A 25,730-nucleotide genomic window follows, 5' to 3' on the forward strand; every position below is an offset into this window, starting at 1 on the left:
ATAGTCGGAACCCAAGGCCGATGCCTGCGGGTAAGAATGTCGCGGCGACGTCAGATCCCCGCGTACATCCGGCCCGGATTGAACACGCTCATTGGGTCGTGCGCCGCCTTGAGACCCGCCGTGATCCGCATCAGCGGCTCGGACAGGGGCTCGAACACCGGCACGGCGGCGCGCACGGCGTCGGGCGCGCGTACCAGGGTGGCGTGGCCGCCCTGCGCCTTCACCGCCGCCCGCACGGTCGCGGCCCCGGCATCGCCCTCGGCCGCGGTCGCGAGCCAGATTAGGCCGCCGCCCCAATCGTAGAACCACCGCGCGTCGCGCTCCGCCGCGATGGCGGCTGCCAGGGCGGGGCCGTGGGTCGCAGCCGTGGAGAGACGCCAGATGGCGGCATCCGCCGACTCGGCCAGGGGGGCGGCGTCGCGGATGCCTGTCCACAGGGCGGTGCCGGTGTCGCCCTCGACGATCTCGGGCGCACCGAAGCGCTTGAGTAGCTTCGTCAGTTCACCGAGCCGATAGGCGACCGAATCCGAAAACCCCTCGACCCGCATGGCGGTGCGGGCTTCGGGGCCGCCGATCCCGGCCGGCAGGTGGGCGGCGCCGGTGAGCTCGAAAGGCGAGCCGAGGGCGGCCGAGAGGGCGGCGACGGCCCGGTCATCGTCGAGGCCTGAGAACACCAGGGTCGACACTCGCTCCTGCACCGGCAGCACCTTGAAGGTCACCTCCGTGAGCAGCCCGAGGGTGCCCCAGGCGCCGGCCATGAGCTTCACGAGATCGAGGCCGGTGACGTTCTTCATCACCCGACCGCCGGATTTGATCTGTTCGCCGCGTCCGTTGACGAAGCGCACGCCGATGAGGCTGTCGCGGGCCGCCCCGGCATTGATCCGGCGGGGGCCGGAATTGTTCGTGGAGGCCACCGCGCCGAAGGTCGGCGTGCCGTGCGTCCCCATCAGGCCGCGATGGTCCATGGGCTCGAAGGGCAGCATCTGGCCGCGCCCGGCGAGCAGGGCCTGCACCTCGGCGAGCGGTGTGCCGGCGAGCGCCGAGACCACCATCTCGGCCGGTTCGTAGAGGGTGATGCCCGACAATCCGGCGGTGGACAGCGTCGCCTCGTCCTCGGATGCGGGATTCCCGGCCGGGCGGCCGATCCCCGCCTTGGTGCCGCCGCCGACGAGGCGCAGGCGCTCCGCCCGGTCGGCGGCCGCGCGGACGATGTCCGCCGCCGCATCCGCGTCGTGAGGCTCGTATGACCGCATCGTTTCCCGCCCTGGCCGGGCGGCGTGCCCGGTCCGTCTTCGTGTTTTGTGGTCCGATCCTAATGATAATCGTTCGCGATTGCATCCGGTCCGGTGCGTCCGGTCCCCGCCTTCGACGGCCTTGCGCGCCGCGCCGCCAGGCGGGCTGCGATGAGGGTGCGCAGGCCGGCGATGTCCAGGACCCAGGTGAACCCTCCCATGATGAGGAAGCCGAGGGTCAGGCTGACCGCGAGGGCCCGCACGGGCTCGAGATGGCGCAGGGGTACGAGGCACAGGGCCATGGCCGCACAGGCGATACCGGCCATCAGGAGATCGCGCCACGGCAGGCGCAGGCGCTGCGGCCCCGTGAGCGCCCGGAGCGCCAGGAACCCGGTGGCGGCGGCGAGACCCGCCGTCTGCGCCGCCGCGATGCCTTCCGGTCCCATGAGCGGCGGCAGCAGCCACAGGCCGAGGGCGTCGACGGCGAGGCCCACCAGGGCGGCGGCGATCACCGGCAGGGTCCTGCGGCGGATCTGGAAGATCGGATTGAGGGCGAAGTTCATCATGGCGAGGCAGAAGAAGCCCGGGATCATCAGCCCGGCATAGCTCGCGAATGGGCCGCGATAGGCCTCCGGCACCACCAGGGCCTGGAGGGCGGGAAGGATCGCCCAGAACCCGACGGCGCAGGGCAGCAGCAGGGCGACCACCACGCCGACATTGCGCCCGACCTGGGCCTCGGCGGCCGCGCGGCCCTCCTCCTCCTCGACGCGCACGGCGAGCTGGAACAGCAGGAGGTCGAGGGCGGTGCCCAGCGTGCCGATGCTGCGCGTGGTGACGTCGGCCGCGAGGGCGAAGTAGCCGGCCTCGGCCAGCCCGGCCTGGGCCGCGATGGTGCCGCGATTGAGGAACGGCAGCAGCTGATAGATGGCGTTGGCGGCGATCAAGGGCAGGCCGTAGGCGAGGAACAGCCGCCAGGTCTCGGCGAGGCGCACGCGCAGGCGCGGGCTCACGGGATCGCGCATGGGCCGCCATAGGATCGCGGCGGCGAGGAACTGGCTCAGGCCCGCCGCGGCGAGCACCCAGGCCGGCTGGGGCAGGAGCCACGCCGTGCCGGCCATGAGCACGAAGGCCAAGGCGTTTTTGATCGCCACCAGCCGGAAATAGAGGCCACCGTCGAAGCGGGCGCGGGCGAGCGCCGCGTGGTAGTCGAACACTCCGATCCCGAAGGCGGCCACGCCCGCGCCCGCCGTGATGGCCGCGCGGCTCTCGGGCCCCGCCTCCATGCCGAATCCGGCGCAGACCAGGGCGGCGGCGAGGAGCCCGGCGCCGAGTACGGCGTAGGCCCGGTCGAGACCCTGGCGGATCCACGGCTCCTGATCGCGGACGCGGGCCGAGTAGAATCGCGTCGCCGACAGGCGCAGCCACTCGAACAGCACCGTGTTGGCCACGATGGCGCCGGCGGTGGCCAGCGCGAACAGACCGAAATCCGCCGGGCCCAGCAGCTTCGCGATGAGCAGGCCGAGCACGAAGTTCAGCCCGGCGTTGAGGACGAAGGCGCAGATCACGGCCATGGCGGGAACGGGCAGCCTTGCGCCGAGCGGGGCGCTCGCGCCTTTGGCTGGACCCTAAGCGGAGGTGCGCAAAGAATCCGTCAACCGCCCGGCGTGACGATCCTCAGAACCACCCCCGCATGCGGAAGAACACGATCGGCACGAGGGCGCTGAGAACCACGAGGGCGAGGCCGTAGGGATAGCCGTAGGCCCAATCGAGTTCGGGCATGTGCTTGAAATTCATGCCGTAGAGTGAGGTCACGAGGGTCGGCGGAATGCCCACGACCGAGACCACGGTCAGCACCCGGAAGGTGTTGTTCTGCTCCATGTTGATGAGGCCGAGGGTGGCGTCGAGGAGGAACTGGACGTTCTCCGATTGACGGATCTCGAACTCGTCGAGGGAGGCGATGTCCCGTCGCACGGCCTCGAAGCGCGGTACCTGCTCGGCGCCGAGCAGATGCTCGCACTCGTTGGCGACGAAGGGGACGATGCGTTCGAGACCCAGCAGGCTGGACCGGATCTTGCCGAGCGCCTTGCCGCGCCGGCCGATGCCGCGCAGGATCCGGCGGAGCGCCAGATCGCGCCGTCGCGGCGTCTGGGTCTTGAGCTTGTCGTCGCTGGCGGGCGCGCCGCCCCGCACGTCGAAGTCGAAGATCCGGGTCGAGAGGGCATCGAGATCGGCGCCCATGTCCTCCAGGGAATCGGCGAGGCTGTCGACCAACTCCTCCATGAGCAGGAGGAAAATCTCCGTGCTCGTGGTGGACGGGCCGTCGCCCTCGGCGATGCGCTTCTTCACCTCCGCGAACGCGCGCAGATCGTGGAACCGCACGGTGACGAGGTGGTCCTTGGTCAGGACGAACCCCAGGGGCTTCAACAACGAATCGACCTTGTCGAAGGTGATCATCGGCGTCGACAGCGAGAAGCCGTTCTTGAGACGCCGCAGCCGGCTCGAATTCTCCACCTCGCTGAGGGCTTTTCGCGATGGGACGCGGATGCCCGTCGCGTCCTCGATGCGCTGCGCCTCCTCGGCACTCGGGTCGTCGAGGTCGATCCACACCGTGGCGGCAGGCATCGGTCCGGCGCCGTCGGTGGCGGGGGACCCGACCGCACCCTGTGGTCCATGAAGGCTGATCATCGGGGATGATTGGTCCGTGGCGGAGCGGATCGAGAGAGAATTGCCGTCGCGCAACCGTCGTGCCGACCTGCGACAGTCTTGACTCACGCAAGGCATGCGCCTACCTCCGCGGCATCGTTGGCACTCACCGATCGAGAGTGCTAACGGCCTGGGTTGAGCGCGCTGCCGCGCCGCATCAACGCCATCCATGAATTTAGAGCAAGAGGGCAGCTCATGAAGTTCCGTCCGCTGCACGACCGTGTCGTCGTTCGCCGTATCGAAGGCGAAGAGAAGACCAAGGGGGGCATCATCATCCCCGACACCGCCAAGGAGAAGCCGCAAGAGGGCGAGATCGTCGCCGTCGGCCCCGGCGCCCGCGACGAGGCCGGCCGCATCAATCCCCTCGACGTCAAGGCCGGCGATCGCGTGCTGTTCGGCAAGTGGTCCGGCACCGAGGTCAAGATCGACGGTCAGGATCTCCTGATCATGAAGGAATCCGACATCATGGGCGTCGTCGCCTGAACGGCGATCTGCCCTCTTCCTTCGTCTCCCTACCCGAGCCCTTTGAGCGCGCTTCAACTCTGAGCGCCTCGGGGCTTCCCACCGCATGAGGATTTGAACATGGCAGCGAAAGAAGTCCGTTTCGGCTCCGACGCCCGCGAGAAGATGCTGCGCGGCGTCGATATCCTGGCCGACGCAGTGAAGGTGACCCTCGGCCCCAAGGGTCGTAACGTCGTCATCGAGAAGAGCTTCGGCGCGCCGCGCATCACCAAGGACGGCGTCACCGTCGCCAAGGAGATCGAGCTTTCCGACAAGTTCGAGAACATGGGCGCCCAGATGGTGCGCGAAGTGGCCTCGAAGACCAACGACATCGCGGGCGACGGCACCACCACCGCCACCGTCCTGGCCCAGGCCATCGTCCGGGAAGGCGCCAAGTACGTCGCCGCCGGCATGAACCCGATGGACCTCAAGCGCGGCATCGACCTCGCGACGAAGGCCGCCGTCGAGGACATCACGAGCCGCGCCAAGAAGGTCGCCTCGTCCGAGGAAGTCGCCCAGGTCGGCACCATCTCGGCCAATGGCGACAAGGAAATCGGCGAGATGATCGCCCATGCCATGCAGAAGGTCGGCAACGAGGGTGTCATCACCGTCGAGGAGGCCAAGACCGCCGAGACCGAGCTCGACGTCGTCGAGGGCATGCAGTTCGACCGCGGCTACCTCTCCCCGTACTTCATCACCAACGCGGAGAAGATGGTCGCCGAGCTCGAGGACCCCTACATCCTCATCCACGAGAAGAAGCTCTCGTCGCTCCAGGCGATGCTGCCGGTGCTCGAGGCCGTGGTGCAGACGGGCAAGCCCCTCGTCATCATCGCCGAGGACATCGAGGGCGAGGCGCTCGCCACCCTCGTGGTGAACAAGCTGCGCGGCGGCCTCAAGGTCGCGGCCGTCAAGGCTCCGGGCTTCGGCGATCGCCGCAAGGCCATGCTCGAGGACATCGCGATCCTGACCCAGGGTCAGATGATCGCCGAGGACCTCGGCATCAAGCTCGAGAACGTCACCCTGCCGATGCTCGGCCGCGCCAAGCGCATCCGCATCGAGAAGGAGACCACCACGATCATCGACGGTCTCGGCGAGAAGTCGGACATCGAGGCCCGCGTCGCCCAGATCAAGGCGCAGATCGAGGAGACCACCTCGGACTACGACCGTGAGAAGCTCCAGGAGCGTCTGGCCAAGCTCGCCGGCGGCGTCGCGGTCATCCGCGTCGGCGGCGCGACCGAGGTCGAGGTCAAGGAGAAGAAGGACCGCGTCGACGACGCGCTCAACGCCACCCGCGCTGCGGTGGAAGAGGGCATCGTCCCCGGCGGCGGCACCGCCCTCCTCCGCGCCCGCGAGGCCGTCCGCGCCCTCAAGAGCGACAACCCGGACGTCCAGGCCGGCATCAAGATCGTGCTGAAGGCCCTCGAGGCGCCGATCCGTCAGATCGCCGCCAACTCCGGCGTCGAAGGCTCCATCGTAGTCGGCAAGATCACCGACAACACCTCTTCGATCACCTACGGCTTCAACGCCCAGACCGAAGAGTACGTGGACATGATCCAGGCCGGCATCGTCGACCCGGCCAAGGTCGTGCGGACCGCCCTGCAGGATGCCTCCTCCATCGCCGGCCTGCTGGTGACCACGGAAGCCATGATCGCCGATGCTCCGAAGAAGGACAGCGCCGGCGGCGGTATGCCGGGCGGCGGCGGCATGGGCGGCGGCATGGGCGGCATGGACTTCTAAAAGTCCGAGCCTTTTGAGCCGAACTTGATAGAGGGGGTCGCCGAGAGGCGGCCCCTTTTTCGTGGCCGAGAGCGTGGGACACACCCTTGGCAGTCTCGGGCGTCGCCACTCCGCCCCCACGCTGGGAGCATGGTGATCGCGGGGCGACGTCGGCTGTCGTATCGCCGATCCCCCCCTACCCATGAAAATGGCCCGGATCGCCCTGAAGCGGTCCGAGCCAGGAAGACGATGTCCGATGCGACCGGTGTCCGGCCGCCCGGGTTTCAGCGCCCGAAGATGCCCTTCAGGAACTGCGCCGTCCGGTTGCGCTTCTTCTTGCGCTCGAGTTCGGCCGCGTCCTTGACCCAGGCGACTTGTACCACCCGGCGTTCGCCCTCGAACGGCTCGTGGCCGTGCCAGGAATTGTCGGACCGGAGGAAGGCGAACATCGTGCCCATGGTGGGCGGCACCTCGACGGCGAAGGGTTCGTAGTTCCGGCCGTCGTAGAGCACCCGCAGGCGCCCGGCGGCGGGCGCGTCCCAGGCATCGTTCATGTAGATCAGCATCGTCATCACCTTCGACGGCCCGTCGGTGTGGATCGATCCGTATTTCGGCTGGCTCTTCTTCATGATGGTGGTGAGGCGCGGGCACGAGACGAGGTCGATGCCGAACTTCTCGCCCATGATGCGGGAGAACTCGTCGCTCTCCAATTCGTCGATGAGCGCCTTGAACCGGCCCTTGAGCGCCACCTCGTCCACGGTGAGGTAACCCGGCTTGGCAATCGCCGGGAAGTCCTGCCGGATTTCGTCGATGGCCGCGCGGTCGAGGACGTCGTTGCCGAGGAAGAACGTGTAGGGCTCGCGCGACACGGGCGCGGCGCGCACGGCTTCGAGGTTGAGGATCGAAAGTCCCGACATGGCTGCCTCTGTACCCGTTCCGTCCGATGATCGGCGCGCGCTCCGGCGCAACAGCGGTGGATAGAGCGCCCGATTGCGGCAACCGGACGGCAAGGCGGGGCGCGGCCCTTTTCGCGCCCGGCGGAAACTGCCATGCTTGGGCTCAGCAAATCACCGGAACGGCGCCCCGCCATCGTGACGAGATGTTTCGCCCTCGCCCTCTGCGTCGTCCTGGCGACGCCGGCGAGCGCCCAGACCACCGGGACGACCGCCCGCATGGCCTGCGCCGACGCCATGGCGCTGGTGAAGCGCCAGGGGGCGATCCTCCTCGACACCGGCAACCAGACCTTCCAGCGCTTCGTGCGCGACCGCAGCTTCTGCGAGCTCTCGGAGATCGCCGACCTGCGTTTCGTGCCGACCCGCGACAACCCGGAATGCCCCATCGGCTATCGCTGCCGCGAGCCGGGCTACGGCGACTGGGATTGGCAGTAGAACACGCGGGCCAGGATTTTCGTCCGCTCAGGCACCCGTCCGGCCACGATCTCGCCACGACCCGCCGTCACTCCCGGGCTCCGGCATGCCGCGGAAGCGGTGCCTCGACGATCAGCACGGGGAGAAGACGCACGTGGCCGTATTGAGGACGGGCCTCGGCCTGCAAGCCGCCGTGACGGCGCTGTTCGCCCTCGTCCTGCTGGCATTTCCCGGCGAGGCCGCACCGCCCCTCTACGTGTCCCTGAGCGGGCTCGCCATGGCGGGCATCCTGCTCGCCTCCGGCAAGATCTCGGCCTACCTGAAGATCTTCATCTCGGTCTACGGCGTCGGCTATCTCCTGTTCTCCGGGGCCAAGCTGCTGGCGGCCTTGGGCGCGCTGCCCCCGACGCTCGCCGCCCTGCTGCCGCCGGCCTTCGCCGCCACGGGTGCCGTGGTGTTCGCCGCCATCGTGCTCGGCATTTCGCACCTGAAGCCGATTCGGGCGATCACCCTCATCGCCGATCCCTACTTCGCGAACCGTGACGAGCCGACCCGCGAGATCGGCCTGTTCCGCTGGTTCGGCCGGACGGAGGGCAAGATCGGTCAGCGCCTCGTCGCGCTGTCGATCTTCGTCAGCTTCGCCGATGTCGCCCTGACCTTACGGTTCAACTTCTGGTACCGCGATCTCTACAACGCGATCCAGGAATACAATCTCGATGTATTCTGGTACCAGATCCTTTGGGTCTTCGTGCCCCTCGCGATCCTCAACGTCTGCATCGGCATGTTCGACCTGTTCGTCGACCAGTCCCTGCACATCCGCTGGCGCACGTGGCTGACCCGGAGCTTCTACCAGCGCTGGCTCGGGGACGGCACGCATTACCGCATTCCCTTCACGGACGAGCACGCCGACAACCCGGATCAGCGCATCCAGGCCGACGTCAACGCCTTCATCTCGCAGACGGCGAGCCTGTCGATCCGGCTGCTGTCGCAGGCGGCCCAGCTCGTCTCGTTCATGGTCATCCTGTGGACCCTGTCGCGGGATTTCGTGCTGCCGTTCACCGACACGGTGGTGCCGGGCTTCCTCGTCTGGGCCGTGATCACCTACGCGGTCGTCGGCACCTGGCTCGCCCACCTCATCGGCCGCCCGCTCATCGGCCTCGATTTCCGCCAGGAGCGGGTGGAGGCGGATTTCCGGTTCTCGCTCGCCCGCAGCCGCATCTACGGCGAGCAGATCGCGCTCCTGCGCGGCGAGCGTGCCGAGACCGTGCGCCTCCGGTCGCTGTTCGACGAGATCATCGCGAACTATGTGCAGATCATCTTCCGGCGCATCAAGCTCATCGCCTTCTCGTTCGGCTATTCCCAGGCGAGCACCATGGTGCCGCTCGTCATCGCCGCACCCTCGTACTTCGCGAAGAAGCTCAGCTTCGGCGCCCTGCAGCAGACCGTGAACGCCTTCAGCAACGTGCAGTCGTCGCTGTCGTTCTTCATCAGCGCCTACACCACCATCGCGGCCTACAAGGCCAACACCAACCGCCTGTCGTCGTTCAAGCGGGCGATGACCAAGGCCGAGGCCATGGCGGGCGCCGGCTACGGCCTCGCCCAGTCCGATGCGCCGGGCCGCGACGTCACCGCCGAGAACATCACCCTCGCCCTGCCGGACGGCCGCGAGATCGTCAGTGCCGACCGGTTCACCCTCACGCGCGGCGGCGCCACTCTGGTCACCGGCCCGTCGGGCTCCGGCAAGTCCACCCTGTTCCGGGCCATCGCCGGCATCTGGCCGTTCGGCAAGGGGCGCATCGCGGTGCCGCCGGGTCAGTCGGCCCTGGTGCTGCCGCAGCGGCCCTACATTCCGCTCGGTACCCTGCGGGGCGCAGTGGTCTATCCGGCCACCACCGACCAGTTCTCGGACGAGGCGATCCGCGAGGCCCTGGTGGCGGCGCAGCTGCCGCAGCTGGCCGACCGCCTCGACGAGGTCGATGCCTGGGATCAGCGCCTTTCGGGCGGCGAGCAGCAGCGCCTGGCCATCGCCCGCGCGGTGCTGGCGAAACCCCAGTGGCTGTTCCTCGACGAATCCACCGCCGCCCTCGACGAGCCGAGCGAGGCCGCCCTGTACCGCATGCTGCGCGAGCGCCTGCCGGAAACCACCATCGTCTCGATTGGCCACCGCTCGACCCTGCACGTCCTGCACGACCGGCGCATCGACATGAAGCCCGGCCCCGACGGACGCTTCGTACCGACGCCCGTGGCGGCCGGGTAAGTCGAACCTACCGCAGGAAACTCACGGCGATGGGCGCGAGCATCGCCGTGAGGAAGGCGTTGAGCCCAAGCGCGATGCCCGCGAAGGCGCCCGCAACCACATCGACCTGGAAAGCGCGGGCCGTGCCGACGCCGTGGGCGGCGAGGCCGGCGGCGAAGCCCCGCGCCCGCATGTCGCGGATGCGCAGGATGTTCATGAGGGGCGTGACCAGGATGCCCCCCGTCATGCCGGTGAGCATGACGATGACGGCGGCGAGCGTCGGGTCGCCGCCGAGGGTCTGGGCGATACCCATGGCGACGCCGGTGGTCACGGATTTCGGCGCCAGGGACACGATGACGTCGCGCGGCACCCCGAGCAGATGCCCAAGGGTGAGGGCCGACGACAGGGCGACCACGGAGCCGACGACGAGGGCGGCCAGCATCGGCGCGAGCGCCCGCAGGACCGTGGCGCGGTACTCGTAGAGCGGGAACGCCAGTGCGACGGTGGCCGGCCCGAGCAGGAAATGCACGAACTGCGCGCCCTCGAAGTACGTCGCGTAGGGCGTGCGCGTCACCTCCAGCACCGCGGCCGTGATCGCGATGGCCACGAGCACCGGGTTCGCCAGCGGGTGGCGGTTCGTCGCCGTGGCGATCCGGTCGGCGACCGCGTAGGCGACCAGGGTCACGGTGAGCCACAGGAGCGGGGTGCGCGACAGGTAGACCCAGACGGCGAAATCGCCGGTCATGCCCCCTCGCCCGCGCGCAGCCAGCGCGACACGGCGACGAAGGTGAGGGCCGTCGCCGCGAGCGTCGTCACGGTCGAGACCACCACGATGACGGCGAGCGCCGCCCCGTGCACCGCGAGCACATCGAGCCGCCCGACGATGCCGGCACCCGCCGGCACGAACATGAGGGAGAGGTTAGCGAGAAGGCCGCGCCCGGCCCCCTCGAGTTGCCCGTTCACGAGGGGCGGCGGCAGGATGCGGGCGGCGGCACGGGCGTAGCGGTCGCGCACCACGAGGAACACCAGGAGCAGCGCCATCCCGATCACCGGCCCCGGCACCGGGATTCCGGAGGCGCGGGCAAGGGCCTCGCCGAGAAGCTGCGCCGCGAGGATCAGCGTCAGACCGATGATCATGGGCGGACCCGGTGCTACGGAACGGTCGCCAGGGGATCGCCGGCGCGGGCGAGGACGATGCCGGCCTCGTCGATCCCGAGGAGCCCGCCGAGACGCCAGACCAGGGCCTCCTCGAACTCGTGGACGTCGCCATCCGCCCCGGCCACCGACCACGCCATGGCGAGGAGGCGCGCCTTCTGTTCCCGACCGGCCTCGTGGCCGATCATCTCCACCAGGGCCGCCATGTCCCGGGTCTGGGCGTCGAAGGCGGCCGCCCGCGCGATCAGGGCTTGTGCCTCGGCCCGCGTCTGCGCGAAGCGCCCCTCGACGAGACGCGCGAGGCGCTCGGTTTCCTCCGGGGCCAGGATCCCGTCGGCGCGCGCGACGTGGACGAGGAGGGCGATGGCCGCGAGGCGCTCGTCGGCCCCTTCCGCGGCATCGGCGGGCTGCCCGAGCCCGAAGGCGTCGGCGGCATAGGCACGCAGGCGGGCGATGAGCGACATGACGATCCTTCGGACACGATGCGCCACCCTTCGAGGTCGCCTCCGCCCCCGTCAAGCAACGCCGCTCCCCCCGGACGACGATGCCGCCCCACCGTGGCCCCCCTGCATCGCGTCGCGGCGGCGTGCGCCATGCGAGACGGAGCGTCTTGCCAATCCGGGACCGGCCGGATATGACCCCTCTCAACGACGCCGCGCCGGCCCTCAGGTCCGCACCGCCTCGTGCCGCAATAGCTCAGCTGGTAGAGCACCTCATTCGTAATGAGGGGGTCGGGGGTTCGAATCCCTCTTGCGGCACCACTGGTCCCCCGACTGTTGAGACCGCCGGGAAACGCCGGCTCGCCGATGAGTTTAGAAAGGTGCCTATGCACTCCGACTTGACTTTAAGGCCAAATTTTTAAGTTGGAAGCTGCTGGGGGGCAAAGAAGCAGTAACCGGAGCTACGAATAGCACGGGTGTATTCTCTGAGGAGGATCCCTTCTTTTCTTTCACCATTGGCGTGAAAACGACCGCTAGTCGAAAAGAGTCCTTTCCAGGGGCCGGCGAACCATGGAGGTTGCCGGCCGGAGCACGGAGATCAGTAGACCTCGATCTGATCCAAATGAAGAAAGTTCGCATCGGCGAGCCAAATTCGGACGAAGCGAGCCTCTCGCCCGACGGATATCAGTAAAGGCCTGCCATCTATGCCGCCGAACAAGCTGCCATCATGCTTGTAGATGTTTGTCCAGTCCATCCCATCAATGGATACGGAAGCACAGATATTTCGTGCACGCTCGGCGCAAGCGTCGGAGAGACGATTGTAGATGGCGATCTTCGCTACATTTCTTATCTGCTGGAGATCGATGATGACCCACGGCTGATTTTCTTGGATCGTATGGAATCCATATGTTCCGTCCTTGATGCCATCCGTTGGGCTCCGCCTAAGTGAGCCCTCGTAGAGGCGGCTGCTCTGCATCACCGGCCTGTTTCGCGCAAAATTCTCGCTTGATGAGGGAATGAGACCGCCCGACTCTGTAGAGAGCAAGTGTTGTCCAAATATGCGAGCCGCATGGGAGGCTCCCTCAAATAAATCTCGAACTATTTTAGTCTCTTGGGTGCTCGAAGAGCAGAATTCTAGAACAGACTGCGGCTGGATTGGGCCGACCGCAAGAACGCCTAGACCTGCAGAATGCAGAAAATTAAAATTTGGATACTGCGGTGAAATCTCTTCCCAGAATTTCCATACGCCGAAGTTTCCTCCACGAACCTCTGTATCGTGGAAAAGGACTACCGCGCGATCTGATAGCTTCGGCTTCCAAGTCTCGAAATCGTGCCGAACAGCTTCGTATGTATGAAGCCCATCGATATGAAGAATATCGACTGAGCCGTCCTTAAATTCATTGAGCGCATCGTCGAAGTACGAGCGGATCATAACGCCAATATTCGCAAAATTTTCTTCCGTGAACTGCGAAAGGTCCTCGTAGACGGCATTAGAATATGCGCCGGCATGCACATCGCCCTCCCAAGTGTCGATTGCATAGCACCTTGCGCCTGAACTGAACTTAGAGATGGCCTTACAAAAAGCGCTGTACGAAAGCCCGTTGTGCGTGCCGAGCTCGACAATCACGGCCGGATTAGTGGCCCGAACCAACCAATGAGCAAAGGTAAGGTGCCCATGCCATGCACTTGTCACGTATGGACGCATCGAAGGCAGAGTGATTGCCGAAAGTTCGGCCCAGAGTGCAGAATTTATCATATCTAATCTTTTGATCCAGGGTTGAGGCCGACGCAACAGTAGCGCGAAGGAACTGTACCGCCCCATCAGTGTCTTGGCTACTGGTGCGCCATCACTCGTAGAATGCCCTTTGAAGGTTGTCGAAAGGCCCGCGCCTTCCTGCACTAGGCCTCCGTCCGCCTCATGGTCCGAAAGCTATGTCAGGCTGTAAAATGGTCCCGGATAGACACTTTGAGAGCTTTCAAGTTCTATTTTGAGTATTGTGAATATCCCCGGAAAAAAGTTTCAGCCTCGTAAGTCTTGTCACCCAATTGAATTCGATCGCCTACCCAAACAGGCCAGCCTTGGAAATCATAGTTGTCTCGATCTGATCGCCAAGTTTCGATCATCTGAGCAACTCGATGCTGGTTTTCCGAGAACTCATTCGGAGAGCAGGGGCCATTAAGCCGCGAGTTGCCGCTAGAGGAATCGATATTTTTATGAAGAAGCAGGGGTTCGAAGCCAGCCATGTCGGCGATCCAAGAAAAGCCGCCCTCGAAGAAGTAGCGTGATACTCCGGTTCCATCGAGAAGATTGTTCTCGAAAAAGCGGCTGTCAGCGCTCCCGAGAAAGTTTCTCAGGGCGATGCCGGTGAGGCCGAAGAAGGTATAAGTCGCAACGTATCCGATCGGCTGGTAACGGCTCGGAAAAATGCTTTTGAGGTAAGCGACAACAGCAGCGTTGGGGCCGGCTGCCGGCATTGGGAGGGCGGGAAAAGAGCCATGGCGTGTAGGCTCACATCGGGTTTCTACCTCGTTTCTGCGCGACCAGAAATCTTGCTCGATGACGGCGCGGAGCGCTTCGGCGTCCTCAAAACGTTGATGCGATGCCCCCTTTGTATGACCAAACCAGTAGTATTCGTGATTGGCACGCGTCGCTCGTAGGGTTCGTAATATTGCTTGGAAACCGGCGACATCTGAATTTACGGCGAGCTTCTCAGAGACCTCGCATACAACGATGTCAAGCCCAGATTGTGCGAGCATCAGCCGCCAGCGTTCGCATGAGCCAGTATTTATGCCCACGTAGACCTTGCAATCGGCAAAATTTCGCCACAAAAGATCAATGTAGTAATCTCCAATAGCTAAGCCAACGTCTGTCTCTGGAACGTATGACGACAATAAGACGGCGTGGCGTGAATTCGATAATCTCTGCGTCGGATTGAATCGGTTCTGTCTTTTGTTGAGTTCCGAGCTAGCCATCATGGAATGAAACGCCGTGGGAGCGACATCCTCCCGCGCTAGCTGCTCCGGTTGACTCGGAAGACCGGCCGAATTCTTCGCAATTTGAAGCGCACGATGTAGGCGATCAAGATCGATTTCGCGCCCCGTTTCGGGTCCTCCTGCATTGGATGAGCAAAGAACGGTAATATTCTGACCTCTCAGTGCTGCGATGGACACTTGTACTTGGTTCACGGGGTTTAGGCAGACCACCGCAGTCTCGGCAGAACTGAATATCGCGTTGTGTAGCCCGGAGCCATCTTCGCCGGCGATTACCCGAGCCCGCGAGAAGATCGAGATTTGATCGTGCCATGCCAATTCTTCAGGGCTTAACACGGTGAAGCCCATTGCTTCGACCAGTTCGAGGACTTGTTCTTCGTTTGCGATTGACCGCGCGTAGCTCGTACTCACCCCACGGAACTTCTTTCGGGTGACGTAGACCAGTTCAAGCGAGTTTGTCCGGTTCTGCGTTGCCGCAATCACTTTAGGATGTGCGAGCAGCCAATCCACAAATTCATTCATGATTGAATGAAAGAAGTGATCGTTATGAGGCAGAGACGGAATTACTACGTTCTCAAGCAGTAAATTTTCCCGGTCAAGATCAAAATTGACTACTGTCGGAATTTCAAAATAATCCCGCATGATCTCGGCAGCAAATTTCGGGGTTCCGTTTGGTATAATGAAATTGGCCGACTTATTCACGCCGTAGATTTCTACGGCAATCCAAAGTCGAGGAAGTATATCAAGCAGCCAATGTCCGTAAATTTGGTAGGCATTGGATACGAAAGCGACAGAGAGGCCTTCGATTTTTCTTTTGGAAAGGTTGGCGTCGAGTTGCGGTTGCTGCCCACGATCCACGTCATGGCGAACGTATGCCGGAATCAGGTCGGGCTCGTCAACAAGACGACCATCCAGGTAAGCGAACCCAAGTCCTCTCACCTCACAGTCGCTCATGAGATAAATGCCGACAGAGCCGATGGTCGGGGCCATCGCAGCGAAGCCCCCGAACATGCCTTCCCGGTCGGGACCACCGACCAGTCGATGAAAATCCGCCGGCTTGGTTGGTGCGGGCGGTCGAAGCTCAACCTTGACGGCGCGATGCTTCTCGGACGACTGTTCGTTTCGGCGTACCGTCTCGATCGCACCGTAACGTTCTGGCTTCGTCATCACTCTGGGCCGCTCGTGTTGAGATCGGATACCAGGCGAACTTAGCGGTTCGGCCTCGATTTGGAAATAAAGCCGCCACGTCACGGCGGCGTCCTCTCCACGGCCGCTCATTCTTCGATGCGTGCCAGCGCCTTATCGAAACAATATTGTGATAGTGATGCAGCTGAATTCATTGCACGTAACTGTCAAAATCATTGGTTTCTAAAGGTATTTTTAGTTTAAATAATCACACGTTCAAGCTATTCGTCGGATATTGTCAAGATCGATAAAAAATCGGTAAAAATTATACGTCACATTTTTGCGGCGTTTCAAGCTTCAGCGCTCATTGCGTTGGCCAATCCCGATAGATCGATCACACCAACGAGCCGGATCACTCCATCTGTAGCTACGGTATAGCTCGTATCCCCTGCTACGTTATGCACGACGTACGCGTCGCCTGCAAAGACCACGGCGCCCGTGCCGTTTGGGCGGGTACCATTGGCTGAGGCAGCCGTGGCGGCAAGGTCGAGGGCGGCCTGGAGGGTGCCTGGGGTTCCCGTCGCCAGGGCTAGGGAGCCGCTCGCGCCGGTGGTCGTGAGGACGAGACGGTCCTGGCCGAGGGTGAAGTCGGTGATCGTCACGGGCGTGGGCGTAGCGGTGTCCATCCGCAGCGTGACCGTGTCGGAGCCCGTCCCCGTCGCGAGGGTGAAGCTCCCCTGCGCGAGGCTGCCGGGCGCGGCGGCCGCGAGGCTGAGGCTGTCGTTGCCGGAGCCGCCATGGATGGCGAAGGCGTTGGCCGCGTCGGCGCGCTCCACCGAAACCGCCACGGTGTCGTCGCCGCCGGTGGCGTAGACCGTCACGGCGCCCGAACCCGTGAACGCGATGGTGTCGTTGCCGCCGGCCGGGTCGGCGGCGGCGGTGTCGCCGTAGATCACCGTGGTGCCGGTGTTGTGAACCCGGATCCCGTCGCCGCCCTCACCGCCGAACAGGGAGGCCACGGTCCGGGTCTGGCCGGCATCGTACACGAGGGTGTCGGTTCCGGCGCCGCCGTAGACCGCCGCCACGGTGGTGGTGTCGAGGTCGGCGCCCGTCCCGACGGTGATGGAATCGTCGCCGCCATTGCCGAAGATCGTGACGCGGCCGCCGCCCGCGAACGCGATGGTGTCGGCCGCGTCCGTGGGGTCGGCCGCGCCCTGCCCGCCGAAGATGGCGGTGGCGGCGTCGGCCCCGGTGTTGAAGACCCGGATCGTGTCGGTGCCCTCCCCGCCGTAGATCGCCATCTTGGCGTCGAGGTTGCGGGTGTCGGCGACGCGGAGGGTGTCGTCGTCGCGCCCGCCGAAGACCGAGACGTAGCTCTGCGCATCGAAGGCGGCCGAGCCCTGCTGCAGGCTGTCGGCCCCGGCATTTCCGAAGACCCCCCAAGAGCCCTTGCCGCCGAACGTGATGGTGTCGGCCCCGTCGTTTGGGTCGGCAAAGCCGAAGCCGCCGAAGAGGATGTGCGTGCCGGGCGCCAGGGCCGGATCGACGACGTTGCTGATCGATCCGCCGCCGGCGCCACCGAGGATCAGGGCATTCGCCTTGCCGCTGCTCACCGCGACCCCATCGCCGCCGACGCGCACGTCGCCGTCGGCGAAGGCGAGGCCGGCCAAGCCCGCCGGGACGAGGCTCGTGCCGCCCACCGTGAGGGTTCGGCCCTCCGCGAAGGTCAGGGTCACCGAGCCACCCGCCTCCGTGGCGGCGACGAAGGTTCCGGGGCTCACCGCCAGGGTGACGGGCTCGTCGCGGGCAACCGTCATGGAGGCGGTCCCGTCGAAGACCCGGCCCGCCGGGCCGTAGAGTGCCCGAATGCCTTCGATGTCGGAGGCCTGCAGGTCGGCGACCGTGCGGTTCACGTAGGTGTTCATGATCGACGGCGTCGCGTCGGAGTGGCCGAGCCCGATGGCGTGGCCGATCTCGTGGACCGCGACGACGAAGAAGCTCACGTTGCTCTGACTGACGACGCCGCTTCCGCTGGCGTGCCACCCCTCGCCGCTGTCGAAGCGGATCGCGGCCGAGAGCATCTGGGGCCCGCGAAAGCTGTAGTTCGCGTCGCCGAGAACGTTGGACAGACCGTCGATGGCGGCAAAGCCGACGTCGATGGTGGCGCTCGCCACGGAGGCGACTTGGGTGAACCGGATGTTGGCGTAGGCCGACCAGTCCGCGAAGGCCCGGGTCAGCGTCTCGACGAAGGCGGCGGGCACGGTGGCATCCACCGCCCAGGTCACCGTCCCGCCCGTCGTCCCGAGGGTGGGCGAGCCGAATTTCGGCCCTTCGAGCACATAGTTCGACATCTCGTCCCGTCTCGCCTCAGGCCACGGCCCGAGCGGAGCGCGAGCGTGTATCCGACCATCGCGCAATCACCTCGGGCACGGTGGCGGCCGGGCCGGGCTTGGCGATGAGGTAACCCTGTCCCTCGTCGCACCCTTCAGCCTTGAGGCGATCGAACTGCGTCTGCGTTTCGATGCCTTCGCCGGTCGTGCGCATGCCGAGACTCGCGCCGAGCCCGATCACTGCCCGCACAATAAGGCCGGAATCGGAATCGGGCGTGATGTCGCGCACGAAGGACTGGTCGATCTTGATCTTGTCGAAGGGGAAACTGCGCAGGTAGCTCAGGGACGAGTAGCCGGTCCCGAAATCGTCCATGGCGATGCGCACGCCGAGGCGGCGCAGGGCGTGCAAGGTCGCCAGCGTCGCGACGTTGTCCTTGAGCAGGACCGATTCGGTGATCTCGAGTTCGAGGCGCGCCGGGGGAAGCCGGCTTGCGGTCAGAGCCTCGCGCACGGAGGCGACGACGATCTCGTCGCGGAACTGCACCGCCGAGACGTTGACCGCGACCTTGATGCCGTCGGGCCAGCGCATGGCCTCCTCGCAGGCGGTCTTCAGGCACCAGGCGCCGAGCGGCACGATGAGACCGATCTCCTCGGCGATCGTGATGAATTCGCCCGGGGAGACGAGGCCGCGCGTCGGATGAATCCAGCGCACCAGGGCTTCGAACCCGCCGATGCGCCCGGCCCGGAAATCGTAGATCGGCTGGTAGTGCAGCTGGAACTCGCCGTTGGCCAGGGCTTCGCGTAGGTCGAGTTCGAGGGCCCGCCGCGCCTGGAGGCGGATGTCCATGTCGATCTCGAAGAACCGCCACGTCCCCCGGCCATCGGCCTTGGCGCGGTACAGGGCGACATCGGCGTTCTTCAGGAGCTTGTCGCAGGTGGTGCCGTCGCCCGGTGCGAAGCAGATGCCGATGCTGACGCCGACGCTGACCTGATGCCCGTCGAGGGTGTAGGGTGCGCTGAGCACCTCGACGATGCGGCGGGCAAGGATCGTCGCATCGTCCGGGCGACGGATGTCGCAGAGGATGATGGCGAACTCGTCGCCGCCGAGGCGCGCCACCGTGTCGACCTCGCGCACGCAGGCGCTCAAGCGCTCGGCGACGGCACGCAGAAGCGCGTCGCCCACCGGATGCCCGAGAGTATCGTTGACCTCCTTGAACCGGTCGAGGTCGAGGCAGAGCACGGAGAATCGGCTGCCGCGTCCGAGATGGGCCAGGGCTTCGTCGATGCGTTCGACGAAGACCGAACGGTTCGGCAGGCCTGTTAGCACATCGTGACGGGCCATGAAGGCGATGCGCGCTTCCGCCTGACGACGCTCGGTCACATCCTCGTAGGTCGCAACGATCCCGCCGCCGGCGACGGCCTTGTGCGAGATCGCGATGATCCGGCCGTTCTTGAGATGCTTCAGATCCCTCCCCCGGATCGTCCCGACCTCGCTGCTCAGTGCGCTTTCCTGACCGAGGGCGGCGACGCCGCCCAGGGCGACGAGGGCCTCGTGCCGGAGGCCGAGGATCGCGGCATCCTGAGGCAGATCGAAGATCTCGCAATAGCGGCGGTTGACCACCGTCAGCCGCCCGTCGGCGTCGAACATGCACAGGCCATGCGACATGTTGTCGAGAGCCGTATCCAGGCGTAGGTTCGTCGAGACGAGGCGGGATTCCTGATCCTTGAGCAGGGTGATGTCGCTGAGTACGGCCATGAATCCGCCGTCCAGGGTCCGGCTTCGGCCGATCCGCAGCCAGCGGCCGTCGCCGAGGCGGTGCTCGCCGTGCTCGTCTGAGGGATGCAGCAAGGCGCGGGCGAGGTTGGCCGGGTCCGGGGATGCCGCGGCGAGCTGCGCCACGGTTGTGCCGGGCGGGAGCGAACCGGGCGCGACGCCGAGATACGATTCCGCTTGACCGTTGGTGAGGGTGACGCGCCCGTCCGCATCGACCACCACGATCCCCTCCTTCGAGGTTTCGAGCGCATCGGCGAGATGGGCTTCGGCAGTCAGGCGCTGGGCGACCTCCTGCTCCATGGCGCTTCGGATGTTGTCGCGCATCACGCCCATGGAGGCGAGGAGACGACCGACCTCGTCGGCGCTGCCGGCGGGAATGGCACCGCTGAGATCGCCCGCCGCGATGCGGGATGCGACCTGAGACGCGTCGGCGAGGGGACGGATGATGCGACGGCCCAAGGCATAGGAGACCGTCCCGGACAACAGGATGGCGATGAAGGTCCCGATGAGGTTGAGCATCGTCTCGCGCGCGACGACGGCCCGGGCCTCCTGCCGATAGGTGAAGCCATCGCCGGCGGTGTAGTTGATGAGGAGATCGAAGTTCTCTTCCGCCGCCACGGCGTGCCGATCGAGGGTCGCCCAAGCCATCGTCTGTCCCGGACCGTCCGAGAGTTTCAGGCGCGCGTCGAGCCATTCCTCGACGGCGCCCGCCACCGCGACGGCGGCCCGGCTCGCGCGGACCGACTGGGCCCGGTCCACGGCGATCTCGAGGCTTTCCGTGTAGGATTGTCGAAGGGCGGCGACGCGCTGATTAAGGGCGTTGCGCATGGCGACATCGGTTGTCGTCCAGCGGCGCGCATCCGCAGCACGCATCCCGGCGAAGTCCGCGGCGGCGGCGCGTGCATAGTTGATCGACATGAGCGAGTTGTCGAAGGTCCGGGTGACCAGTTCGTCCGCGCGCCGGATACTGGACGCGGCGGACAGGCCGAGGACCGCCGTGATCGTACTGGTGATGATGAACGCGACGGTGATGCGGCCACGGATGGTCCCGAGCATCTGCCCGACGCGTTCGAATGCGGCTCGGGGCGACCGGACGCGCCGGTGAGCAGAAGCGTTCGGAGGGGGACTCATCGACAGGTTTCCGGTCGCCGAAGTTACGAGTCTCGGCATGGAGACTGAAGGTCTGGCAGCCACAGGTTAAGGTCACCTTGCGAAGATCCGTTTCGCTTAAATTCTTAACCGCGTTTTTACCGCCCCCGTGGGAGTGTGCTGCTTCATTTTCCACTTCCCAATGCCCGTTTTTTCTAGCGGTTTGCCGCCTGCTTGATCGGAGACCTTATGCACGCACTGCTTCGCTTGGCTGCAATAACGGCCATGGTCGGCGTGGGGACGACTGCGATCGCGGTCACGGCCATCGGTGCGCGCGTCCATGAGGTGTCGCAGAAGGGGCGCGCCTTCCAGCCGGCCGCCCTCGTGATCAAGCGCGGCGAGACCGTACAAGTCCTCAACGACGACGCCGACCTACTCCATCACGCTTATGTCGATTCGCCCGAGTTCACCTTCGACTCCGGCGACCAGGAGCCCGGCGAGAAGGCCAGGATCGTGTTTCCCGTCGCCGGAACCTTTGCGGTTCTATGCGGCATCCATCCGAAGATGAAACTCACGGTGCAGGTCGATTGACGCCGAAGCCGACGCCTGAGGAAAGGCGCCGGCACGATGTCGTTCGGGCAGAGTCAGTGCTTCAGAGGATGGTCGATCCGTAGAGGACGGCGTGGGCGCCGTAATAGAGTCCGATGAAACCCGCGAGGGCAGCGGCGTAGCCCACCGGCATGATCACCAGGTTGCGCAGGCGTTGGGGGGCGGTCACGTTGTCGGCGGCGATGGCGACCATGGCGACGATGATCGGGGCGTGCCCGATGGCGTCGATCTTGCCGAACTCGAAGATTGCCGAGACGAAGGCTGCGGCCAGCAGGATCGCGGAAATCCGGCGCACGAGGGGTGTGCAGATCAGCGCGAAGGCGAGGACGAATTCCACCGCGCCGGCGGCCTTCATGAAGAACTCGCCGTCGAAACCCATGGTCATGGCCGGGTGCTCGATGAAGAGCGGGAAGGTCCAGTGGGGATAGGCCCACTTCTCGACGGACGCCCACATCAGGGTGATGGCGGCGGCGTAGCGCAGGACGTCGAGGGGGCGCAGGCCGAACAGATCGCGCTGGAAGGCCGTGAGGGCGAGATAGGCCGCGAACCCGAGGAAGACCGGATAATCGGCGAGGTGGAACGCGCCGTACTGGCTCGCCGCGATGACGAACAGGGCGACGATGCCGGCGGCCGAGAACGGCAGGGTGGCGCGCCACAGGAAACCCACCGCGATGGCTAGTTGCAGCCACGACAGCATCGGATTCGTGGTCGTGAGTTCAGGCGTCAGAATGATGCCGCCCAGGGCCCAGAGGGCGACGAAGAACCCACCGCCCACAGCCCGGAACATCAATTCGGTGTTCGCTCGCGCCCAGGCCGTGACCCGGTCGAGGGAACGGGTCAGGGCCGCGCCGAGAACGGTGCCCTCGAACAGGCCCCCCACCACGAGGGCGAGGATGGAGAGAGCCGCGAGCTTCTCGAAATTCTCGCACAGAACCGTCTCGAGACCGCGCGGTGCTCCGACGACGTCGTAGGCACAGAACCACTTCACGTGCGCCTCGGCCGCGCCGACGCCCGTCAGACTCAAACAAAATGCAGCCGTCCAGGCTGCCGGGCGCGGCAACCGTGCACTCGCAATACGCATGGAGGAACACCCTTGCGAACAATATGGGAAGTTGAAGGAAGGGCACGGGGGAGGTCGGCCCCGGCAAGAGCGAACTTACGTAGTTTCGATGGAGGGTGGAAGGATCTTGTTAACAAACATGACCCATTGGTTAACGCCGCCGCCGGTATTCGGTGGAAAATTGGCAAACGTTCCGGGGTGACTCGGAAACCATTCGTGACGATGCTTTTGGGAACGGAGCTTGGCCGTTAAGGTTCGGTAACCGGCCCTGGTTCAGCGTGTCGGGGTCGTGACAGCCGGAGACCCCTGCCGATGATCGCCATCCTGAGTGCCGCGAGCCTGTTCGCCGGGGGAGCCCTGTCCTACGCGTCCACCCGGACGCCCGACCGGACGGACCATTACGAACTGTGGAGCGGTCGCTTGTTGCTCGCGGGCCTCGTTCTGATCGGATCGGGTCTGCCGCTCGCGCGCTGACGTACGCTCACCCATGCTCTCCCGCCGGCGCGCGCTCACACAGGCATGGTCGTACCCGATGGGCCGATGCGAGGCTCGTGGGATCGATCCACGGCGGGCGGATCAGTTGCGGGGGGCAGGCTCGAACTTCGGGGCCGGGTCGGTGCTCGTCAGCGTCTTGAGGAAGGCGAGCAGATCGGCCTTTTCGGACGCCGTCAGGTTGAGGGGCCGGACATCGGCCGCCCGGCTCGGCCGATCGATGCCGCCGCGGTCGTAGAGGTCGATCACAGCTTCGAGGGTCGCCACCGAGCCGTCGTGCATATAGGGCGCGCGGATGGCGACATCCCGGAGGGTCGGCGTCTTGAAGGCGTAGCGCAGCATGCGCGACGACGGAAAGAAGGCGCCGCGTCCGATGTCCTCACCCTGACCGACGCCGATATCGTGGAACGATGCATCGGTGAAGGCCGGCCCGCTATGGCACTCGGCGCAGCGCGCCTTACCGGTGAAGAGCCGGAACCCGTCCTGGGCCCGGAGCGAGATCGCGCGCGCATCCCCGGCGATCCAGCGATCGAAGGCCGAGAGGCCGGGCTGGATCGTGCGCTGGTAGGTGGCCAGGGCCTGCTCGATGGTGGCGCGGGTGATCGCCCCATTGGGGAAGGCCGCTGCGAAGTCCTGTACGTAACCGGCGTCGCCGCGCAGGCGCTGGATCAGGACGCTTTCAGGCAAATTCATCACCACGGGCGAACTGATCGGCGTGAACGTGACGTTCTCCAGGGAGCGGAATTTTCCGTCCCAACCGAGAATTGGCGCCGTCGCCACGTGCAGCAGGGTCGGCGTCCGCAGCTTCATCGGCATGCCGACCTCGCCGATCCCGCGCGGCCGGTTCTCGCCCCACGCCTTCTGCGGATCGTGACACGAGGCGCAGGACATCGATCCGGCGCCGGACAGCATCGGATCGAAGAACAGGCGCTGGCCGAGGGCAGCCTTCTCGGGGCTGTACGGATTGAAGGCGGGGAAAACCACTGCCTCCCGGGTCTGGAACGCAGCGCGCGCATCCGCAGGGGCCGCAACGGCCTGGGCCGGCACGGGAATTGTGCCCGTCGCCTGATTCACCATATAGGCGGCCAGCGCCGCGACCGCGCAGGCACCGCCGACCTTCCAACGCATTGGAATCTCCTGAGCCCGCGATAGGCTACCGCGCGGAAGTAAACAAAACGTCTCCGGTTGGCCGCCAGCCGTTGTATCGGGGGCCGATCTCAGTCGAGCCCCAGCATCAGCCCGATGTTCTGGACCGCGGCACCGGACGCACCCTTGCCGAGATTGTCGAGGCGCGCGACGAGGACCGCGTGTCCATGGGCTTCGGCGCCGAACACTCGCAATTCGAGACGATCGGTGTCGTTGAGGTCTTCCGGCTCCAGGCGTTCGGCATGAGGCCCCGGGATCACCGTGACCAAGTCGGATCCGGCGTAGTAGGTTTGAAGCGCCGCCTCGAGGGCAGCCGCCCGCGGCTTGCCGGGGATCGTGTCGAGGTGGAGCGGGATGCTCACCAGCATGCCCTGGCGGAAATTGCCGACGGACGGAATGAAGATCGGCCGCCGGGTCAGTCCACCGTAGCGTTGCGTCTCCGGCAGGTGCTTGTGCGCGAAGCCGAGTCCGTAGAGCTGGAACGGCGCGCCCTCCCCCGCCTCGTAGGTCTCGATCATGCCCTTGCCGCCGCCGCTGTAGCCGCTGACCGCATTGATGCTCAGGGGCGTGTCGGAGGGAATCAGTCCGGCTTCCACCAGGGGCCGGATCAGCGCGATGGCGCCCGTGGGATAACAGCCGGGATTCGCCACCCGGCGGGATCGCCGGATCAGCGCAGGCTGGTCGGGGATGAGTTCGGCAAACCCGTAGGCCCAGGCCGGATCGACCCGGTGGGCGGTACTGGCATCGAGGATGCGCGGTCCGCCGCTCGGCATGGCATCGGCCAGCGCCACGGTCTCGCGCGCGGCGTCGTCGGGCAGGCACAGCACGACGAGGTCGACGGCTTCCATCAGCGCGCGCTTGACGGCGATGTCCTTCCGGCTCTCGTGCGGAATGCTCTTCAGGGCGACGCGGCCCTCGCGCTCCAGGCGTTCGCGGATGCCGAGACCGGTGGTGCCAGCCTCGCCGTCGATGAAGACCGTGGGTTTGTGCTCCGCGCCGCGCTCGCTCATTGCCGTCTCGTTCCTCACCGTCGGTCCGTCCGGTCCGTCGCCACGCGTGATGCGACTTGGCGGCCGCCTTGTCGAGGCGATGCTATCGCCGGGCCAAAGGACGGTTTCATGACAGTTGTGGATGCCCTGCCCTGCACGGAACGCAAGGCTGCCCATCCGGTTGGTTTTCGGAATCCAGTCATTCGGAATGCGACCATGTCCGCCACCGCCAAGAAGACCGATCCCGCCCTGTGGGAGAAGGTGAAGAAAGAGGTCACCGAATCCGACAAGGGCGGCAAGCCGGGCCAATGGTCGGCCCGCAAGGCTCAGGCCGCAACGAAAGCCTACAAGGACGCCGGCGGCGGCTATGCCGGCAAGAAATCGTCGGACAACCATCTCAAGGAGTGGACCGAGGAGGAGTGGGACACGAAATCCGGCAGGAAGAGCGGCGAGACCGGCGAGCGCTACTTGCCGAAGGCGGCCCGGGAAAAGCTGTCGGACGGCGAGTACGCCCGGTCGACGGAGAAGAAGCGCGCGGACTCGGCGAAAGGCCGGCAGCACTCGAAGCAGCCCGCCGACGTGGCGAAGAAGGCCGCGACGGCGCGTGACGCGGGCGGGCACACCAAGGCCGATCTCCTCGCGAAGGCTCGGGAGAAGAACATCCCCGGTCGCTCCAAGATGTCGAAGGACGAACTCGCGCGGGCGCTCCACGCCTGAGCCCGATTGCCGTACCGGGATGCGGCGCCTAGACCACGGGCGATTTCATCGCCCGCGG

The 25,730-nt window shown here is 65.6% G+C and carries 21 protein-coding genes and 1 tRNA gene; 8 read left to right on the forward strand and 14 right to left on the reverse strand.

Translation table 11 applies throughout. The features are described from left to right. Positions 1–50: 50 nt before the first annotated feature. The 3 genes from ASF22_RS22405 to ASF22_RS22415 form a co-directional block, all read right to left on the reverse strand. Positions 51–1,253 carry an FAD-binding protein gene (locus ASF22_RS22405; RefSeq protein WP_056268491.1) on the reverse strand — a complete coding sequence of 401 codons (1,203 nt, stop codon included), beginning with the start codon at positions 1,251–1,253 and terminating at the stop codon, positions 51–53. Between the two features lie 59 nt (positions 1,254–1,312). Next, positions 1,313–2,803 carry a polysaccharide biosynthesis C-terminal domain-containing protein gene (locus ASF22_RS22410; RefSeq protein ID WP_056268494.1) on the reverse strand — a complete coding sequence of 497 codons (1,491 nt, stop codon included), beginning with the start codon at positions 2,801–2,803 and terminating at the stop codon, positions 1,313–1,315. Between the two features lie 103 nt (positions 2,804–2,906). Continuing rightward, the gene (locus tag ASF22_RS22415; RefSeq protein WP_056174448.1) at positions 2,907–3,917 is read right to left on the reverse strand and encodes a magnesium transporter CorA family protein; all 1,011 of its coding nucleotides are present in this window, start codon (positions 3,915–3,917) and stop codon (positions 2,907–2,909) included. Between the two features lie 213 nt (positions 3,918–4,130). Between ASF22_RS22415 and groES the strand changes: the two genes are divergently transcribed. Further along, positions 4,131–4,418 carry a co-chaperone GroES gene (gene groES, locus ASF22_RS22420; protein ID WP_056094907.1) on the forward strand — a complete coding sequence of 96 codons (288 nt, stop codon included), beginning with the start codon at positions 4,131–4,133 and terminating at the stop codon, positions 4,416–4,418. Positions 4,419–4,517: 99 nt separating this feature from the next. Beyond that, on the forward strand, positions 4,518–6,173 hold the full coding sequence (groL, locus tag ASF22_RS22425; protein ID WP_056174446.1) for a chaperonin GroEL: 1,656 nt from the start codon (positions 4,518–4,520) through the stop codon (positions 6,171–6,173). Positions 6,174–6,436: 263 nt separating this feature from the next. On the opposite strand, the gene ASF22_RS22430 is transcribed toward groL, so the two are convergent. Next, entirely contained in the window at positions 6,437–7,069 is a 633-nt protein-coding gene (locus ASF22_RS22430; RefSeq protein WP_056174444.1) for a 2OG-Fe(II) oxygenase, read from the reverse strand. A 132-nt stretch (positions 7,070–7,201) separates the two neighbouring features. Here ASF22_RS22430 and ASF22_RS22435 point away from each other — a divergent pair, with 132 nt between their 5' ends. Together ASF22_RS22435 and ASF22_RS22440 are read left to right on the forward strand one after the other, a co-directional pair. Continuing rightward, on the forward strand, positions 7,202–7,540 hold the full coding sequence (locus ASF22_RS22435; protein WP_056174442.1) for a hypothetical protein: 339 nt from the start codon (positions 7,202–7,204) through the stop codon (positions 7,538–7,540). Between the two features lie 133 nt (positions 7,541–7,673). Further along, positions 7,674–9,776 carry an ABC transporter ATP-binding protein/permease gene (locus tag ASF22_RS22440; RefSeq protein WP_056268619.1) on the forward strand — a complete coding sequence of 701 codons (2,103 nt, stop codon included), beginning with the start codon at positions 7,674–7,676 and terminating at the stop codon, positions 9,774–9,776. Between the two features lie 7 nt (positions 9,777–9,783). Here ASF22_RS22440 and ASF22_RS22445 read toward each other — a convergent pair whose 3' ends face one another. Genes ASF22_RS22445 through ASF22_RS22455 form a run of 3 tightly spaced genes read right to left on the reverse strand, consistent with a single transcriptional unit; the run spans position 9,784 to position 11,374 of the window. Further along, entirely contained in the window at positions 9,784–10,500 is a 717-nt protein-coding gene (locus tag ASF22_RS22445; protein ID WP_056268496.1) for an LrgB family protein, read from the reverse strand. After that, positions 10,497–10,892 carry a CidA/LrgA family protein gene (locus ASF22_RS22450; protein WP_056268499.1) on the reverse strand — a complete coding sequence of 132 codons (396 nt, stop codon included), beginning with the start codon at positions 10,890–10,892 and terminating at the stop codon, positions 10,497–10,499. The genes ASF22_RS22445 and ASF22_RS22450 overlap by 4 nt, the downstream gene beginning before the upstream one ends. A gap of 14 nt (positions 10,893–10,906) precedes the next feature. Next, positions 10,907–11,374, reverse strand: coding sequence for a TerB family tellurite resistance protein (locus ASF22_RS22455; RefSeq protein ID WP_056268501.1), 468 nt, complete (start codon positions 11,372–11,374; stop codon positions 10,907–10,909). A 221-nt stretch (positions 11,375–11,595) separates the two neighbouring features. Here ASF22_RS22455 and ASF22_RS22460 point away from each other — a divergent pair. Further along, a tRNA-Thr gene (locus ASF22_RS22460) sits at positions 11,596–11,671 on the forward strand. Between the two features lie 277 nt (positions 11,672–11,948). Here ASF22_RS22460 and ASF22_RS23540 read toward each other — a convergent pair. The 4 genes from ASF22_RS23540 to ASF22_RS22470 form a co-directional block, all read right to left on the reverse strand. After that, positions 11,949–13,250, reverse strand: coding sequence for a class I SAM-dependent methyltransferase (locus ASF22_RS23540; protein ID WP_156647888.1), 1,302 nt, complete (start codon positions 13,248–13,250; stop codon positions 11,949–11,951). 83 nt (positions 13,251–13,333) lie between these two features. Continuing rightward, positions 13,334–15,508 carry a glycosyltransferase 61 family protein gene (locus tag ASF22_RS23545; protein ID WP_162239597.1) on the reverse strand — a complete coding sequence of 725 codons (2,175 nt, stop codon included), beginning with the start codon at positions 15,506–15,508 and terminating at the stop codon, positions 13,334–13,336. A gap of 308 nt (positions 15,509–15,816) precedes the next feature. After that, a complete protein-coding gene (locus ASF22_RS22465) occupies positions 15,817–17,817 on the reverse strand; it encodes a matrixin family metalloprotease (RefSeq protein ID WP_056268503.1) in 2,001 nt (666 codons plus the stop codon). Between the two features lie 16 nt (positions 17,818–17,833). After that, positions 17,834–20,626: an EAL domain-containing protein gene (locus ASF22_RS22470; RefSeq protein ID WP_056174431.1), complete on the reverse strand. Its 2,793-nt coding sequence runs from the start codon at positions 20,624–20,626 to the stop codon at positions 17,834–17,836. Between the two features lie 282 nt (positions 20,627–20,908). Between ASF22_RS22470 and ASF22_RS22475 the strand changes: the two genes are divergently transcribed. Further along, complete coding sequence (locus ASF22_RS22475; protein WP_056268505.1) at positions 20,909–21,250, forward strand: hypothetical protein; 342 nt, start codon at positions 20,909–20,911, stop codon at positions 21,248–21,250. 61 nt (positions 21,251–21,311) lie between these two features. Here ASF22_RS22475 and ASF22_RS22480 read toward each other — a convergent pair whose 3' ends face one another. After that, positions 21,312–22,349, reverse strand: coding sequence for a hypothetical protein (locus ASF22_RS22480; protein ID WP_056174427.1), 1,038 nt, complete (start codon positions 22,347–22,349; stop codon positions 21,312–21,314). Between the two features lie 291 nt (positions 22,350–22,640). On the opposite strand from ASF22_RS22480, the gene ASF22_RS24585 reads away from it, so the two are divergent. Next, positions 22,641–22,802 carry a hypothetical protein gene (locus tag ASF22_RS24585; protein ID WP_200927171.1) on the forward strand — a complete coding sequence of 54 codons (162 nt, stop codon included), beginning with the start codon at positions 22,641–22,643 and terminating at the stop codon, positions 22,800–22,802. A 102-nt stretch (positions 22,803–22,904) separates the two neighbouring features. On the opposite strand, the gene ASF22_RS22485 is transcribed toward ASF22_RS24585, so the two are convergent. Both ASF22_RS22485 and argC read right to left on the reverse strand, forming a co-directional pair. Beyond that, complete coding sequence (locus ASF22_RS22485) at positions 22,905–23,948, reverse strand: cytochrome c peroxidase (protein ID WP_056268507.1); 1,044 nt, start codon at positions 23,946–23,948, stop codon at positions 22,905–22,907. 89 nt (positions 23,949–24,037) lie between these two features. Beyond that, on the reverse strand, positions 24,038–24,976 hold the full coding sequence (gene argC / locus ASF22_RS22490) for an N-acetyl-gamma-glutamyl-phosphate reductase (protein WP_056268509.1): 939 nt from the start codon (positions 24,974–24,976) through the stop codon (positions 24,038–24,040). Between the two features lie 195 nt (positions 24,977–25,171). Between argC and ASF22_RS22495 the strand changes: the two genes are divergently transcribed. Further along, positions 25,172–25,672 (forward strand): hypothetical protein, encoded by a 501-nt coding sequence (locus tag ASF22_RS22495; RefSeq protein ID WP_056268512.1) that lies wholly within the window; start codon positions 25,172–25,174, stop codon positions 25,670–25,672. The last annotated feature ends 58 nt before the right edge of the window (positions 25,673–25,730 follow it).

The organism is Methylobacterium sp. Leaf87, from assembly GCF_001422775.1.
Classification (GTDB): Bacteria; Pseudomonadota; Alphaproteobacteria; order Rhizobiales; family Beijerinckiaceae; genus Methylobacterium.